This window comes from Sphingomonas sp. CCH21-G11, assembly GCF_001555965.1.
Taxonomy (GTDB): Bacteria; Pseudomonadota; Alphaproteobacteria; order Sphingomonadales; family Sphingomonadaceae; genus Sphingomonas.
Genome location: NZ_LSHX01000010.1, coordinates 17,186 through 32,374, shown reverse-complemented (window position 1 = coordinate 32,374; position 15,189 = coordinate 17,186). Strand labels below are relative to the sequence as shown.

Annotated in this window: 13 protein-coding genes; 10 read left to right on the top strand and 3 right to left on the bottom strand. The window is 67.6% G+C overall.

Features of this window, described 5'->3' with window-relative positions; translation table 11 throughout:
* Window positions 1-51 precede the first annotated feature (51 nt).
* Window positions 52-1,653 carry an alkaline phosphatase D family protein gene (locus AX676_RS01650; protein WP_066482778.1) on the top strand — a complete coding sequence of 534 codons (1,602 nt, stop codon included), beginning with the start codon at window positions 52-54 and terminating at the stop codon, window positions 1,651-1,653.
* Between the two features lie 97 nt (window positions 1,654-1,750).
* Here AX676_RS01650 and AX676_RS01645 read toward each other — a convergent pair whose 3' ends face one another.
* Together AX676_RS01645 and AX676_RS01640 are read right to left on the bottom strand one after the other, a co-directional pair.
* A complete protein-coding gene (locus AX676_RS01645; protein WP_197417187.1) occupies window positions 1,751-2,236 on the bottom strand; it encodes a DUF6702 family protein in 486 nt (161 codons plus the stop codon).
* Window positions 2,233-4,614: a M1 family metallopeptidase gene (locus AX676_RS01640; RefSeq protein WP_066482377.1), complete on the bottom strand. Its 2,382-nt coding sequence runs from the start codon at window positions 4,612-4,614 to the stop codon at window positions 2,233-2,235. Before AX676_RS01640 ends, AX676_RS01645 begins: the two co-directional genes overlap by 4 nt.
* A 130-nt stretch (window positions 4,615-4,744) precedes the next feature.
* Between AX676_RS01640 and AX676_RS17605 the strand changes: the two genes are divergently transcribed.
* The 8 genes from AX676_RS17605 to AX676_RS01605 all read left to right on the top strand — a co-directional run bounded on the left by AX676_RS17605 (window position 4,745) and on the right by AX676_RS01605 (window position 12,892).
* Window positions 4,745-4,936 carry a hypothetical protein gene (locus AX676_RS17605; RefSeq protein ID WP_156437827.1) on the top strand — a complete coding sequence of 64 codons (192 nt, stop codon included), beginning with the start codon at window positions 4,745-4,747 and terminating at the stop codon, window positions 4,934-4,936.
* A gap of 118 nt (window positions 4,937-5,054) precedes the next feature.
* Complete coding sequence (locus tag AX676_RS01635; protein WP_156437826.1) at window positions 5,055-5,768, top strand: response regulator; 714 nt, start codon at window positions 5,055-5,057, stop codon at window positions 5,766-5,768.
* Window positions 5,765-7,090: a sensor histidine kinase gene (locus tag AX676_RS01630; RefSeq protein WP_066544062.1), complete on the top strand. Its 1,326-nt coding sequence runs from the start codon at window positions 5,765-5,767 to the stop codon at window positions 7,088-7,090. Before AX676_RS01635 ends, AX676_RS01630 begins: the two co-directional genes overlap by 4 nt.
* Before the next feature lie 166 nt (window positions 7,091-7,256).
* Window positions 7,257-8,780, top strand: coding sequence for a SulP family inorganic anion transporter (locus AX676_RS01625; RefSeq protein ID WP_082731004.1), 1,524 nt, complete (start codon window positions 7,257-7,259; stop codon window positions 8,778-8,780).
* Window positions 8,781-8,902: 122 nt separating this feature from the next.
* Window positions 8,903-10,834, top strand: coding sequence for a S9 family peptidase (locus tag AX676_RS01620; RefSeq protein ID WP_197417186.1), 1,932 nt, complete (start codon window positions 8,903-8,905; stop codon window positions 10,832-10,834).
* 102 nt (window positions 10,835-10,936) lie between these two features.
* On the top strand, window positions 10,937-11,503 hold the full coding sequence (locus AX676_RS01615; RefSeq protein WP_066482367.1) for a sigma-70 family RNA polymerase sigma factor: 567 nt from the start codon (window positions 10,937-10,939) through the stop codon (window positions 11,501-11,503).
* Window positions 11,496-12,248, top strand: coding sequence for an anti-sigma factor (locus AX676_RS01610; RefSeq protein ID WP_066482366.1), 753 nt, complete (start codon window positions 11,496-11,498; stop codon window positions 12,246-12,248). Before AX676_RS01615 ends, AX676_RS01610 begins: the two co-directional genes overlap by 8 nt.
* An 80-nt stretch (window positions 12,249-12,328) precedes the next feature.
* Entirely contained in the window at window positions 12,329-12,892 is a 564-nt protein-coding gene (locus AX676_RS01605; protein WP_066482364.1) for a fasciclin domain-containing protein, read from the top strand.
* Window positions 12,893-13,074: 182 nt separating this feature from the next.
* Here the strand turns inward: AX676_RS01605 and AX676_RS01600 are convergent, their stop codons facing one another.
* Entirely contained in the window at window positions 13,075-13,815 is a 741-nt protein-coding gene (locus tag AX676_RS01600) for a sulfite exporter TauE/SafE family protein (RefSeq protein ID WP_066482361.1), read from the bottom strand.
* 104 nt (window positions 13,816-13,919) lie between these two features.
* On the opposite strand from AX676_RS01600, the gene AX676_RS01595 reads away from it, so the two are divergent.
* Window positions 13,920-15,173, top strand: coding sequence for an MgtC/SapB family protein (locus tag AX676_RS01595; RefSeq protein WP_066482358.1), 1,254 nt, complete (start codon window positions 13,920-13,922; stop codon window positions 15,171-15,173).
* The last annotated feature ends 16 nt before the right edge of the window (window positions 15,174-15,189 follow it).

The following is a 15,189-nucleotide window of genomic DNA, read 5'->3' as shown; positions in this document are numbered from 1 at the left end:
GCTATGGAATGCGGGCAGCAATGGCTCGCCGGAAAATGGGGATATCGCGTCATGGGTGACTGGGATCGGCTGCGTTCGGCGCGGCTTGACGTTTCGCGGCGCAGTGCGCTCAAGGGCTTTGGCGCAGCCGCGGTGACCGCGCTGGCCGTCCAGCCTTGGCGCCAGGCGATCGCCGATCCGATCTTTCGCACCGATCCGTTCCAGCTCGGCATCGCGGCCGGCGATCCGGTGCCCGACGGCTTCGTGATCTGGACCCGCCTCGCGCCCGAACCGCTGGCGTTCGACCACGGGATGCCGGCGCTCGCGGTGCCGGTCGACTGGGAAGTCGGCGAGGATCAGGGCTTTCGCACCATCGCGGCAAAGGGCACCGCGCTCGCGCGGCCCGAACTTGGCCACGCCGTCCACGTCGAGGTCGCCGGGCTGAAGCCCGGTCGCCCCTATTGGTATCGTTTCGTTGCCGGGCGCGAGCGCAGCGGCGTCGGCCGGGCGATGACGACGCCGCTACCCGGTGCGGCGCTCGATCGCATCCGCTTCGCGGTGGCGGGCTGCCAGCATTACGAGCAGGGCTATTTTACCGCCTATCGCAAGCTCGCCGCCGAAGCGCCCGACTTCGTGTTCTGCTATGGCGACTATATCTATGAAGGCCGGGGCGGCCGCGTGCGCAACACGCGCGAGGGACCGGTCGAGACGATCCGCCAGCACGACGGCGACGAAATCTACTCGATCGTCGACTATCGCCGCCGCTACGCCCAGTACAAAATGGATCCCGACCTTCAGGCAGCGCATGCCGCTGCGCCGTGGTTCACGGTGTGGGACGATCATGAAATCGACAACAACTGGGTCGACCTGCTCGATCAGGACGATACGCCGCCCGGCATTTTCGCGCTGCGCCGCCAGATGGCGATGCAGGCTTATTACGAGCATATGCCGCTGCGCGCCTCGGCGCTGCCGGTCGGGCCGCAGATGCAGATCTATCGCCGCGCGCGCTTCGGCAATCTGCTCGACCTCAATCTGCTCGACACCCGGCAGTATCGCACCAACCAGCCGTGCGGCGACCGCTGGCAGCCCGATTGCCCGGGTATCAACCAGGCCGATGCGCAGATGCTGGGCGCGGCACAGGAAAAATGGCTGATGGACGGTCTCGGCAAGTCCGACGCGCAGTGGCAGGCTTTGGCGCAGCAGGTGATGGTCATGGACCTCGACCGCAATGGGGAACCCGGTGCGACGTATAATCTGGACAGCTGGGGCGGATATCGCATCCCGCGGGCGCGGCTGCTCAAGGGGATTCAGGATCGCCGGCTCGACAACGTCGTCGTGCTGACCGGCGACGAGCACCAGAATTATGCCGGAGAGCTCCACCTCGACGGGCGCAATCCGGGGGCAAAGGCGATCGCGACCGAATTCGTCGCGACCTCGATCACCTCGGGCGGCGACGGCGTCGATGTCCGCCCCGACATGGTGTGGGTCCAGGCGAACAATCCGCAGCTCAAGTTCAACAATGCCCAGCGCGGTTACATGCTGTGCGACGTCACCCGCGAGCGCTGGGAAACCAAGGTGCGGGTGATGGATCGCATCTCCGACCGAAACGGCGAAATCTCGACGCGCGCGACCTTGGTGGTTCCGGCGGGTGAAGCAAAGGTGGTGGCGGGCTGAGCCGCGTAGCGCACATCCGCGTGACCCGTTCGTTTCTCGACTTCGCTCGAAACGAACGGATCGTGATTTGGGGTCAGATCAAGACGTCTCGTCTGCGCTACTCGAAGCTCACCGTCCGCGCGGTTCCGCCGCTCAGCTGCACCGTGCGCACCGTGCCGCGGGCGCGGACATTCACCTGATGCTGCTGGCGGGGATAGACGTCGGTCAGGATGCCCGAGCGCAACGTCACCGCGTCGATGCGGCCGCGCGCGCGCCCGGCGAAGTCGACGCGGACTTCGGCGGTGCTCAGGTCGGTCGCGCGGTGGGCGAGCGCCACCGGCTTGCCGTCGACGATCAGCGTGAAGCGACGTGCCAGATAGGCCTCCAGCGCCGCGATCGCGTCCGGGTCGTCCAGGCTGGTCTGGGCGTTCGGCGCGATGCGGGCCAGCGCGGGCTCGATGTCATGCGCTTCGAAACGGTGCGAGACCGTCACCGTGCCATCCTTCTCGATCATTACCACGCTGATCGCATCATGCCCGCGATGCGCCGATGCGGGCGTGGCGGCCAGCATCGCCATCGCCAGCGCAACGAATACCCCCCTCACTTCGACGGCGGCGCCGGATAGGTGCGCAGCGATCCCGGCTTCACCTGCAGGTCGCTGTCCTTCATCCGGTCCTCGACCTCCTCGGCGTCCTCGATCTCGATCGCCACCCGGTCGATCCGGCCGCGCCAGACATTGTTGGTGCGATCGGCATCGGCGGTTTCCCAAAGCGGATCCAGCTCCGCGCCGGTGATCGTCCGGGGGGTGACATATTGCCACGTCACCTGCTTGGGATCGTAGCGCCACAGCTCCGCGGGAATGCGCACCGTCTCGCTCGCGCCATCGGCGAAATCGAGCTTCAGGATCACCGGCATCACCAGACCGCCCTTGTTGGCGAAGGTGAAGCGATAGAATTTGTCCTTCACCGCCAGCGCGGCGCGCTCCTCCGCGGTCAAGTCATCGACCTTTTCCGCCAGGTCGCGGCGGTCCTGCGGCGTCACCGCGAAACGATCGCGGTCGGTGTAGAAGTCGCGCGTGGCGGGATCGCGCTCGACGACGGTCGCTTCGCCGGCGTTGCGGGTCGCGGTCAGCGATTTGGGCTCGGCGTCGCGCACCCGGCGCTTGGCCGCCGCTTCGCCTTCCAGGTCGGAGCCGACGATCCTGCCCTCGACGATCTTGTCGAGCGAGATGTCGACATGGTCGGTCGAATAGAACCAGCCGCGCCAGAACCAGTCGAGATCGACGCCCGAACTTTCCTCCATCGTGCGGAAGAAATCATATGGCGTCGGGTGCTTGAACCGCCAGCGATTGGCATATTCGCGAAACGCGCGGTCGAACAGCTCGCGACCCAGGATCGTCTCGCGCAGGATGGTCAGTGCGGTCGCGGGCTTGCCATAGCCGTTGGCACCGAACTGCAGGACCGAATCCGACTGGGTCATCAGCGGCACCTGATCCTCGGACAGCATGTATTCTGCGATGTCCTTGGGCTCGCCGCGGCGTGAGGGGAAATCCTTGTCCCACAATTTCTCGGCCTGGAACTGAAGGAAGGTGTTCAGCCCCTCGTCCATCCAGGTCCATTGCCGTTCGTCGGAATTGACGATCATCGGGAAATAATTGTGCCCGATCTCGTGGATCACCACGCCGACCAGCCCGTTCTTCGCGCGCTCGGTATAGGTCAGTGCGCCGGTTTTCCTGTCCTTCACCGGGCGCGGTCCGTTGAAGGTGATCATCGGATATTCCATCCCGCCCACCGGCCCGTTGACCGACTGCGCGACGGGATAGGGATAGGGAAAGGAAAAGCGCGAATAGACATCGATGGTGTGCGCGATCGCCTTGGTCGAATAGGCGTCCCACAACGGCCGCGCTTCCTTGGGGAAGAACGACATCGCCATGACCAGCGGCATCTCGGCCGATGCCTGCTTCACCCCCATCGCGTCCCAGGCGAACTTGCGCGACGACGCCCAGCCAAAGTCGCGCACGTTGCTGGCCGCGAACTCCCAGACGCGCGTGCCGCCGGCCTTGCCCCGCTCGGCTGCCTCCGCTTCCTCCGGCGTGACGATATAGACGGGCGCCTTGGCGGTCCTGGCGGTTTCCAGCCGCTCGCGCTGGCGGGCGCTCAGCACCTGCTCGGGGTTCTGCAGCAGCCCGGTTGCGGAGACGACATGATCGGCGGGGACAGTCAGCGCGACGCGATAGTCGCCGAATTCCAGCGTGAATTCGCCCGCGTCCAGAAACGCCTTGTTGTGCCAGCCTTCATAGTCCGAATAGACCGCGAGCCGCGGAAACCACTGCGCGCCCTGAAAGATGCAGTTGCCGTCCTCGCCGGGCTGGGTGAAGCATTCATAGCCCGACCGTCCGTCGACGACCTTCTGTTCGGCGAGCGGAAAGGACCAGTCGATCGAGAACGTCGTCTCGCCGCCATTGCCCGCGACGGGCTGGGGCAGCTCGATCCGCATCAGGCTGTCGGTGATGGTAAAGGGTAGGGGCTGGCCGTCGGGCCCGCGCACCGCGGCGATGGTGAAGCCACCTTCCCATTCCTGCATCCGCTTGGCCCGGCGGATCTCGCCGATCGTGATCTTGTCCGACGCGGGCACGGTCAGGGTGCGTTCGGCGATCGAGTCCCGCTTGTACTGGTTCTGGTCGAGCAGCAGCCACAGATAGGGCAGGGCATCGGGCGAATTGTTGCGATAGCGGACCGTCTCGGTCCCGGTTACCGTCCTGCGCGCCTCGTCCAGCGTGACCCGCACGTCATAGTCGACCTTTTGCTGCCAGTAGCGATGCCCCGGTGCGCCCGATGCGTTGCGGTAATCCGTCGGCGTCGGCCAGTCCTCACCCTCCAGCTGGCGAAACTTGTCTTCCCAGCCGCCCTTGGTCTGGCGAACGGGATCGGCAAGCGCGGGCGCAACGGTGATCAGGCTGGCGCCCAGCAGCAACGCGGTCATTCGCAGCAAGTCGGATGGTCCTTCGATGACGGGATGTCCCTTCATCGTCGAGCGTGGTTGCCGGGCTGTCAAGCATGCTGGGGAACACCTGGCGCCGCCCGCCGTTGCCTTGTCTAGAAGGAGACTCGAAATGGATACGAGCGATACCATTGGTAGCCTTATGTTTTTTACGCTGATTGCGGTCGCGCTGATCGCGGTGGTGATGCTGGGCGTGTTCCTCCAGCGCCGGTCGAACCGTCATCCGATGGCCGATCAGCCCGAACGCAACGCGGCCGAAATCGAGGCGCATGTGATGCCGGAGCGCGACCGCAATCACCGCTGATCGGCCGGACCACCGGGGAAGCGCGCTGGCAGCGGAGTTGACCTGTCGTGCCGCGTCGGATTAACCCGGCGCGTCGCGCGGTCTTGCGGCCATTATAGAAGTCGACTTTGCCGACCCGATGCAGTCGCCCGGAAAGATCCTGATCGTCGAGGATGACGCACCGCTGCGCATCCTAGTCGCGCGCGCGCTTCGCGATTACGGTTACGAGCCGGTCGGCGTGTCGACCGCTGCGGAAATGTACCCGCTGCTCGAGGCCGGCGACTTTCAGGCGTTGCTGCTCGACATCATGTTGCCCGGCACCAACGGTCTCGACATTTGTCGTGCGGTGCGCGCGACGACATCCATCCCGATCATCATCATCTCTGCGCGCGGCCAGGAAAGCGACCGCATCGTCGGGCTTGAAATCGGCGCCGACGACTATCTTTCCAAACCGTTCGGCCCCGGCGAACTGATCGCGCGGATCCGCGCGGTGTTGCGCCGCGCGGGGGGCGCGCTGATGGCCGCGACAGCGGCGCGCGAAGTCCGCTTCCAGGGCTGGTGCATCGACACCTCGCGTCGCGAACTCGTCGCGCCCGACGGTTCGCAGGTGATGCTGTCGGGGGCGGAATACGACCTGCTGATCACACTCACCGACACCGCCCAGCGCGTCGTCAGCCGTGATTTCCTGCTCGAACAGTCGCGCGATCGGCTCGCGGGCGTGTCGGATCGCTCGGTCGACGTGCTGGTCAGCCGGCTGCGGTCGAAGCTGGGCTCGCACGCGGGCGGTGCCGACCTGATCAAGACGGTGCGCGGCGTCGGCTACATGTTCCTGCCTTCGGTCGAACGGCGATGAGGCGCGTCCGCCTGTGGCCCTCGGGCCTGACCGGGCGGGTGGCCCTCGTATTGCTCGCCGCGATCCTGGTCGAGTTCCTGGGCAGCGTGCTCGTCTTCGGCGAGGCGGAACGACTGCTGATGCGCAATGAACAGTCGCAGCGGATCGCCGAACAGCTCGTCGTCGCCGAACGCGTGATCCAGACGGCCGCCCCGGCCACGCGCGTACAGACCGCAACCGCGCTTTCGACCCGCCACGTCCGCTTCGACTGGTCGCGTCAGCCGCCCGGCATCGATCGCAAATCGGCGAAGACCGCAGCGATCGTCAGCGAAATCCTGTTGTGGGAGCCGACGCTCGCCCGCCATGCGCTGCGCCTGGGCACGCGGGACAAGGGTGGCGAGAGCTATCTGATCGGCGGCGTCCGGCTCGATGACGGGACGTGGCTCCAGTTCAAGTCGAACGAACCATTGACGCCGTGGGCGACGGCGATCGAGACGCTGCTGTCGGTCGCGATCGTCGCGCTGGCGGTCGTGCTGGTCGCGGCGGTGCTGGTCCGCACGCTTGCCGCGCCGCTGCGCGCGCTGGCGGCCGCGGCGGGCGAAATCGGCTTCGAGCATCGCGTCCATGTCGAGGGCGCGGGGCCGCGCGAGCTGAGCCAGCTCGCCGAGGCGCTCAACGCCATGCAGGACCGGATCGGGCAGCTGATCGACACCCGCACCCAGGCGCTGACCGCGGTCAGCCACGACCTGCGCACGCCGCTGTCGCGGCTGAAGATGCGGATCGGGGCGCCGGCGGCCGCACTGGATGCCGACGCCATGCGCGAGGATGTCGACGAAATGGAGGCGATGCTCACCTCGATCCTCGATTTCATGCGCGGCGGCGAGCTGGAAGCGCCGCGCCGGATCGATGTCGCCAGCCTGCTCCAGACGATCGCCGACGACGCCGCCGACATGGGGCACGATGTTAGCTATGCCGGTCCCGCGGGTCTGAACGCCATGGCACGCCCCGTGCTGCTGCGCCGCGCGATCACCAACCTGGTTGACAATGCCGTGCATTATGGCGGATCGGCGACGATCGGGCTGGAGGCCGGTCGTGGCGCGGGTGGTCGTGCGGGGCTCAACATCATCGTGCGTGACCGCGGGCCGGGGATCGACGCGGGAGAAATTGGGCGCGTCACCGAACCCTTCATGCGCGGCGATCATGCGCGTGCGCGCGATACGAAGGGGCTGGGGCTCGGCCTTGCCGTGGCCGATCAGGCCGCCCGCGTACACGGCGGCACGCTGACGCTTGAAAACGCCGATCCCGGGCTGCGCGCGACGCTGTTCCTGCCCGATCACGCCTGAATCGCCGCGCCTGCTCCAGCAACACTTTGTTACGTGCGGGCTGCGCCGCAGCAAAGAAGCCGCGCCATCTTCACAGCGACCACGCTGCGTGTCGGTCGGCTCGGGAGACGTTCCCGCCAAACGCCGGCGCGCAGCCGACAGGTGAAAGGCGTCGCGAACGATGGACATGAGCAACACACCGACCGGGCCGAAAGCGGGCTTCGACAAGCCGACGATGCGCGATCTGGCGGCATCGTTCGTCGTTTTCCTCGTCGCGCTGCCGCTTTGTCTCGGGATCGCGATCGCCTCCGGGGCGCCGCCCGAAGCCGGGCTGGTGACGGGCATCGTCGGCGGTATCGTCGTCGGTCTGCTCGCCGGTCAGCCGCTGCAGGTCAGCGGGCCGGCGGCGGGGCTGGCGGTCATTGTCTTTGACCTCATCCAGAAGCACGGCATCGAGACGCTCGGGCCGGTGCTGATGCTGGCCGGCGTCATCCAGCTCGTGGCCGGTGCGGCGCGGATGGGTGGATGGTTTCGCGGCGTTTCCCCGGCAGTCGTTCACGGCATGCTTGCCGGAATCGGCGCGCTGATCGTCGTCCAGCAGTTTCACGTCCTGTTCGATGATACCCCTCGCAGTTCGGGGCTCGCCAACCTGAAGGCCATTCCCGAACAGTTCATCGGCCTGACCCAGGGCAGCACGATCGCCGCGGTAATCGTCGGCCTCGTCACGATCGCCGGCATGGTCGGCTGGGAAAAGTTCAAGCCAGCGGCGCTCAAGCTCGTCCCCGGCGCCCTCGTCGGCGTCATGCTGGGCACCCTCGTTTCGCTGCTTGGGATGACCGCGGTGAAGCGGATCTCGCTCCCCGAAAACATCCTGGGCGGGCTCAACATCGCGGGCGGTTCTGACTTCGCCCGGCTGGCCGATCCCACCGTGATCGGGCTGGCGATCGCGATCGGCTTCATCGCCAGCGCGGAAACGCTGCTGTCGGCGGCGGCGGTCGACCGGATGCAGGATCGTACCCAGACCGACTATAACAAGGAACTGCGCGCCCAGGGCGTCGGCAATTTCCTTTGCGGGATGCTCGGGGCGCTCCCGATGACCGGCGTGATCGTCCGAAGCTCGGCCAATGTCCAGGCGGGCGCGACAACGCGCGCATCGACGGTGCTGCACGGCATCTGGCTGCTGGCGTTCGTCGCTTTCCTGCCTGCGGTGCTGGCGGTGGTGCCGACCGCGACGTTGGCCGGCGTGCTTGTCGTGACCGGGTGGAAGCTCGTCAAGTTCAAGGATGCCCGTCACCTGTTCGAGCGATATGGCCTGCTGCCGGCGGCGACCTGGGCGGTGACTTTCATTCTGGTGGTGACGGTCGACCTTTTGACCGGCGTCATGGTCGGCCTGGCGATGTCGATGCTGGAACTGGTGCCGCAACTGCGCCGCATCGGGTTCAAGGTCCATGAAAGCGGCAGCGCGGACGACCATCGCGTCGCCCTGACCGGCGGTGCGACCGTTCTGCAGATCAACCGGCTGACCAAGCTGCTCGACCGGTTGCCCGCGCGCGGACGACTGAAGCTCGACCTTTCGGGCCTGCATTTCGTCGATCACACCAGCAACGAATTGCTGGCGGAAACGCTCAAGCGCAAGCAGCGGTCGGGGCTGCGCGTCGAGCTGATCGGCGAAAACAGCCAGCGCGAGCGACTGGCTGCCAGCCTCGCCTGAGCGCAGCCCCGGCCGCTCGATCGTCACCGCGATCAATGCGCGACCCGCGGGGTCGCGCCGCTTCGCAGTCGCTGACCGCGCGTGTAGGGTGCGCCCGAATCGAACGGGGGACGGGGGTGGCGATGCGTCGAATTGCCTTGGGGCTGTTGCTGGTTGCGGGCAGCGCATCGGCGCAAACGAATGATCCGATTTTCCTGCCCGAGGACGTCGTTCGCGCCGCACCCGTAACCTTGCGTGGCGCGGACAATGCGGCGGCGGACGTCGCCCGCTTCCTGCTGGTGCGCAGTGCGCGCAACCCGGTACTCAGCGCGGACGGCCGCACCATCGCCTATCTGAGCGACGTGACCGGCGTGCCCCAGATCTGGGCGGTGCCCGCGACGGGCGGCGTGCCCGACCAGCTGACGTATGGCTCGGGCGTCGATTGGATCGAAGCCGCGCCGGGCGGCGGCTGGCTCTATGGCGCGGATACCGACGGGGACGAGCGGGTCGGCATGTACTGGCTGTCGGCCGATGGCACGCGCGAGCGCGAAGTCATCGCCAAGACGCCCGCATTTCGCCAGTTCGGCACCTGGTCGCCTGACGGCCAACGCTTCGCCTATGCGTCGACCGAGCGTAACGGCCGCGACTTCGACATTCATGTGGCGGATACCGCAACCGGCCGGAGCCGGCTGGTGTTCGAGGGCAAGGGCGGCTTCTATCCCGTTGCGTGGCAGCCGGGTGGTGATCGCGTCGTGGTCAGCGAGACGCGCGGCGGCCAGGGCAACAATCTCTATCTGCTCGACATCGCGACGGGGCGTGCCGAACCCTTGTTCAAGCCGCGCGACACCGCCGAATATATCGGGGCGGAATTTTCGCCCGACGGCAAAAGCCTGTATCTCGCGAGCAACGAGGGCAGCGATCATCACCGCCTGATCCGCTACGACATCGCGACGCGGCAGACGACCGTGCTTGCCGATCCCGGCCGCGACATCGACGGCGTGACGCTTGGCGCCGACGGCCGTTATCTGGCCTGGACGACGATCGAGACCGGCTTTTCGCACCTGTATGTGCGCGACCTCAGCACGGGCCGCGACGTAACGGTGCCCGATCTGCCGCGCGGCGTCTTCACGATGCGATTTGCGGCCGGGGCGCCGGTGCTGGTCATCAACGCCAACGGGCCGACGACTGCGGGCGAGGTGCGCGTGTGGCGCGTGCCGGACGCGCACGCAACGGTGGCGGTGCCTGCCGACACGCCGGGGCTCGATCTGGCGACGATGGTCGTGCCCGAACCGGTGGCGTTTCCCGCTCGCGACGGCGCGCCGCTCACCGGTCTGCTCTACATGCCGCGCCTGGCGGCCGGTGCGCCGTTGCCGCCGGTCTACCTCAAGGTTCATGGCGGGCCGAGCGCCTATGCCGCGCCCACATTTTCGGCGGAGACGCAATATTATGTGTCGCGCGGCATCGCCGTCCTCGACTTCAACTATCGCGGCTCGACCGGGCAGGGCAAGGCGTTCGCCGAACTGAACGACCGCGAGAAGAAGGTCGACGAGGTCGGCGACCTCGCCGATGCCGTGGCCTGGCTCAAGTCCACCGGCCGGGTCGATGCGTCGCGGGTCGCGGTCGGCGGCGGGTCCTATGGCGGCTACCTGACCAATCAGGCGCTCGGTACTTATCCCGATCTGTTCATTGCCGGCGTCTCGGCGGTCGGCGTGTCCGACTGGGTGACCGCGCTGGAGGGCGCAAGCCCGGCGCTCAAGGCCGCCGACCGGCTCGAATTCGGCGACATCGCCGATCCCAGGGTGCGCGCCTTTTTCGCGAAGCTGTCGCCGATCAACAATGTCGACAAGATCAAGGCCCCGCTGCTCGTCATGCACGGGGCCAATGATCCGCGCGATCCGGTGAGCGAGAGCGACCGCCTGGTCGCCGGCATCCGCGCCAATGGTGGGCAGGTGACCTATCTGCGCTTTCCCGACGAAGGCCATGGCATCGCCCGGCTCAATAATCGCGTCCACGCCTATCGCCGCGTGGCCGAATTTCTGGAACAGCGATATGCGCAGGCGCGCGGCGGCCAATAGGCGGGTCGGCGCGCATTCGCGCATCTTTTCGGCGGACGAGCCCGTTTTTCCCGGCGCGCGCGGGGGGATTTACGGGTGCTTGGTAAGGTTTAGGATCGCATCATGACGAGGGAGGACGACGATGCGCGCCGCGCCAGGCTGACGGCCGCGCTGGAGCGTGTGGGCAGGGGGGATCGTGACGCATTGCGCGACGTCTATGACATGACCGCCGCGAAACTATTCGGCATTTGCCTGCGTATCTCGAAAGATCGGGAGATCGCCGAGGATATTTTGCAGGACGTGTTCATCAAGGTGTGGAACCGCGCGGGGCGGTTTGAGGCGGGGCGGGCAAGCCCGATCACGTGGCTGAGCGTCATCGCGCGCAACACCGCGATCGACTGGCGCCGCGCCCAGCCGCGTGCGCGCTTCGTCGATCAGGATCACGCGATGGACGTCGCCGATGACCGGCCCGATGCGGTGGCGGCGATCGGCGCGGCGCAACAGCGCGCGCGCGTCCTCGACTGCCTCGACGCGCTCGACCCGCGCCAGCGCGATGCGATCCGCCAGGCCTTTTTCGACGGGTTCACCTATGCCGAGCTGGCCGACCGGCTGCAGGTGCCGCTCGGCACGATGAAGAGCTGGGTGCGCCGCGGCCTGCTCCAGATGCGGGAGTGCGTGGGCGATGCCTGATCCCGCGATGACCGACGAGGAGCGCGACGTGCTCGCGGCCGAACTGGCGCTCGGCGTGCTCGACGGGGCCGAACGCGCGGCCGCCCAGCGCCTCCGGCTCAGCGATCCCGATTTCGCGGCAGCGGTCGAGCGTTGGGCGAGCCAGCTTGCACCGATGAACGACGCCGCCGCCGATGTCGCGCCCGACGACGGCGTGTGGGCGGGCATCGACCGGCGGCTGGGCGGTCCGGCGGAAGCGCCGGGGGATGCCGACGATGCGCGCGTCGTCATGCTGGAGCGCCGCGTGCGCGGATGGCGCTCGGGCGCGTTCGTCTCCGGTGCAGTCGCCGCGGCGCTGGCGCTGGTGATGATCCTGCGTCCGGCACCCGCACCCGTTGAGATCGTCCGCGCGCCCGACCAGCTCGTGCTTGCGCAGTTGACCGGCAGCCCGGACGGCGCGCTGCTCGCGGCGCGATATGATCCCGAACCCGGGGCGCTGCGCATTCGCGCCATCGCTCTGCCGGAGGGCGAGCGCGCCGGGCCGCAGCTCGCGCCCGAGCTCTGGGTCATCCCTGACGATGGCGTACCGCGGTCGCTTGGCCTCGTGGCCCAGACGGGCACGAGCATCGTCGCGGTCGCGCCGGAGAACCGCGCCTTCATCCGCGACGGCGCGACGCTGGCGATCACCATCGAGCCTGTGGCCGGTGCACCCCACGCCGCGCCCGGCAGCGCGCCGGTCGCCGCCGGAAAAATTTCCACGCTCTGATGCATCCGGCCCGCTTCGGGCTGCGTAGCTTCCTCCGCATCCCCCGATGAGGGTTGCGGGAATTCAGGAAGGAAGCTCGAATGACGAAGCGTGTTCTCAGCCGCGTGTCGATGTCGGCGCTGGGCGCCGTCGCCCTGCTCGCCGGATCGGCGGTGATCGCCAAGGATTACCCGATGGTCGGCGGTGCCGCGATGTATCCGACCAAGACGATCGTCGAAAATGCGGTCAATTCAAAGGATCACACGACGCTGGTCGCCGCGGTGAAGGCGGCGGGGCTGGTCGACACCCTGTCCGGCCCGGGTCCGTTCACCGTGTTCGCGCCGACCAATGCCGCCTTTGCCAAGCTGCCCGCCGGAACGGTCGAGACGCTGGTGAAGCCGGAGAACAAGGCGACGCTGACCTCGATCCTCACCTATCATGTCGTGCCGGGCAAGCTGATGGCGGCCGATGTCGCCAAGGCCGTCGCGGCCGGCGGCGGCAAGGCGATGCTGACCACGGTCAACGGCGCCAAGCTGACCGTCAGCAAGTCGGGTTCGGGCTATATGCTCACCGATACCAAGGGCGGCACCGCCAATATCACGATCGCCGATGTCGGCCAGTCGAACGGCGTCATTCACGTGATCGACGGGGTGGTCCTGCCCTGATCTGACGGGACGTTACGGTTTGGCGCGGCAATTTCCCGGGCCGCGCCGGGACGCCGATCGATCGTCGCCCCCTTTCGATCGACGGCGTCAATCCAGGCCGGGGGTGGTTGCCCTCCGATTTGCCATCCCCGGCGCCGCCGCCCGGTCGTTCCCACCGGGCGGCGGCACTTTTTCGCGGGATGTCAGGTCAGCACCAGCTTGGCACCCGCGATCAGCAGCACGAGCCCCAGCACCTGGAACAGCCGCGTCGACGGCAGGCGCACGACGCCCAGATGCGTGCCGATCAGCGCACCCGACGCCACGGCGGCGACGAACCACGGCAGCTCTGCCGGCAGGCGCCCGACGCTGGACAGGTTTCCGGCAAGCCCCGCGATCGAATTGCACAGGATGAAGACGGCGGCGATGCCGCTCGCGCGGCGTGGCGCCGCCCAGCCGCAAAAGAGCAGCACGGGGCTGAGGAAGATGCCCCCGCCGGTGCCGGTCAGCCCGGACAAAAGACCGATTCCCGCCCCGCCGAGGAGTCCCGCCAGAACCGGGGGCGCGGTAATCATGCGCTGGCGGTCGAGCGGGCGCGGCCACAACAGCCGGATGCCCGCCAGCCACAGCACCACGCCGACGATCGGGCGGTAAAGCTCGGCGGGCAGCTGCACCGCGCCGCCGAGGAATGCGAAGGGCACCGCACCGGCGATGAAGGGCAGGGCGGTGCGCAGGTCGAACTGGCCCGCCCGCACGAAGCGCCAGCTGGTAAAGCTCGCGACCAGGATGTTGAGGACGAGCGCGGTCGGCTTCATCGTCTCGGGCGCGAAGCCGACGAGCGCCATGATCGCCAGATAGGCGGATGCGCCGGCATGGCCGACCGAGGTGTAGAGCAACGCGCCAATCCCCATCAGGAGCGCGGTGAGCAGGATCAGGTCGGGGGCCATGCCGCGCCGTCCTATCGGGTGTGCGCGTAAAACGAAACCGCCATGGCGACGATCGCGTCGCTGCAGTATGTCCGGTGGGGGGGCGTCGAACGAATGGCGGGGCGATGACCTGGGACGATGAATATCTGGGCATCGGGGCCGCCGTCCTGGCGGGACTGCTGATCGGCATCGAACGTGGCTGGAAACTGCGCGATGCCGCAGCGGGCAGCCGGGTTGCCGGCGTGCGGACGTTCAGCCTGCTGGGATTGCTCGGCGGCATGGCCGGGCTGATCGGACGCGGAGACCAGATATTCGCCGCCGCGGCGCTGATCACCGCGGCCGCCGCAACCATCGTCATCGGTTACGTGCGCAGCGCGACCCTGGCCGCGCGGCTGGACGCCACATCGGCCATTGCCGGTATCGTCACGCTCGCGCTCGGACTGCTCGCCGGCGGTGGGCGGCCGGTATTGGGGATCGCCGGTGCCGCGCTGGCGATGCTGATCCTTGCGGCCCGGCGCGAGCTGCACGCCTTTATCGACCGGCTGGACGCGCAGGACGTGAAATCGGCGGCGCGCTTCGCCGTCATCGCGGTCGCGGTACGGCCCTTCCTCCCGGCGGGCAACTACGGTCCCTATGACGCCTGGAACCCGCAGTCGCTCTGGCTTGTCGTCGTGCTGGTCACCGGCTTCTCCTTTGCCGGCTTTGTCGCGAACCGGCTGTTCGGGGCGCGGCACGGGACGATCGCGACGGCGGTGATCGGCGGCGCCTACAGCTCGACCGCCGTCACCCAGTCGCTGGCACAGACGCTGCGATCCGAAACGGCGGGCGGGGCGGAATGCGCCGGCATCGCGCTGGCATCTGCCGTCATGTATCTGCGTGTCGGCGTTCTCGTCGCGATGCTTGCCCCCATGGTTTTTCCTGCGTTTCTGGTGTTGATCGCGCCGGCTTTCGTCGTTTCGGCGCTGGCGGGACTTTGGTTGTTGCGCACCTCGATTGCGGGCCATCGCACGCCGCCACCCGGCAATCCGATCGCGCTGTTGCCCGCGCTCGCCTTTGTCGTGTTCATCGCGATCGCGGCGGTGGTGGTACGCTGGGCGGAGGGGCGGTTCGGGGCTAGCGGGATTGCGATCCTGATCCTCATCATGGGGAGCCTGGATGTCGATGCGGCGATCGTCACCGTCGGCGGGCTCGATGCCGGTGCGATCGCGCCGACGCTGGCCGCCCTGGCGCTTGGCGGCACGGTGCTCGCCAACATGGCGGTAAAGCTGGGAATCACCATCGGCTATGCCCGATCACGCGGGCGCGATGCCGCAATCGCGCTGGCGGCCAGCATGGCCGCGCTGGCGCTGGCGCTCGCCTGGGGGTGGTTCGGCCGTTAAGCGGCATGTGCCGGGT

Bases quoted from the DNA above. Each gene is read 5' to 3' on its own strand.
- AX676_RS01635 (WP_156437826.1), top strand. From the start codon at position 5,055: ATGCAGTCGCCCGGAAAGATCCTGATCGTCGAGGATGACGCACCGCTG.
- AX676_RS01615 (WP_066482367.1), top strand. From the start codon at position 10,937: ATGACGAGGGAGGACGACGATGCGCGCCGCGCCAGGCTGACGGCCGCG.
- AX676_RS01610 (WP_066482366.1), top strand. From the start codon at position 11,496: ATGCCTGATCCCGCGATGACCGACGAGGAGCGCGACGTGCTCGCGGCC.
- AX676_RS01625 (WP_082731004.1), top strand. From the start codon at position 7,257: ATGAGCAACACACCGACCGGGCCGAAAGCGGGCTTCGACAAGCCGACG.
- AX676_RS01650 (WP_066482778.1), top strand. From the start codon at position 52: ATGGGTGACTGGGATCGGCTGCGTTCGGCGCGGCTTGACGTTTCGCGG.
- AX676_RS01600 (WP_066482361.1), bottom strand. From the start codon at position 13,815: ATGGCCCCCGACCTGATCCTGCTCACCGCGCTCCTGATGGGGATTGGC.
- AX676_RS01605 (WP_066482364.1), top strand. From the start codon at position 12,329: ATGACGAAGCGTGTTCTCAGCCGCGTGTCGATGTCGGCGCTGGGCGCC.
- AX676_RS01640 (WP_066482377.1), bottom strand. From the start codon at position 4,614: ATGACCGCGTTGCTGCTGGGCGCCAGCCTGATCACCGTTGCGCCCGCG.
- AX676_RS01620 (WP_197417186.1), top strand. From the start codon at position 8,903: ATGCGTCGAATTGCCTTGGGGCTGTTGCTGGTTGCGGGCAGCGCATCG.
- AX676_RS17605 (WP_156437827.1), top strand. From the start codon at position 4,745: ATGGATACGAGCGATACCATTGGTAGCCTTATGTTTTTTACGCTGATT.
- AX676_RS01630 (WP_066544062.1), top strand. From the start codon at position 5,765: ATGAGGCGCGTCCGCCTGTGGCCCTCGGGCCTGACCGGGCGGGTGGCC.
- AX676_RS01595 (WP_066482358.1), top strand. From the start codon at position 13,920: ATGACCTGGGACGATGAATATCTGGGCATCGGGGCCGCCGTCCTGGCG.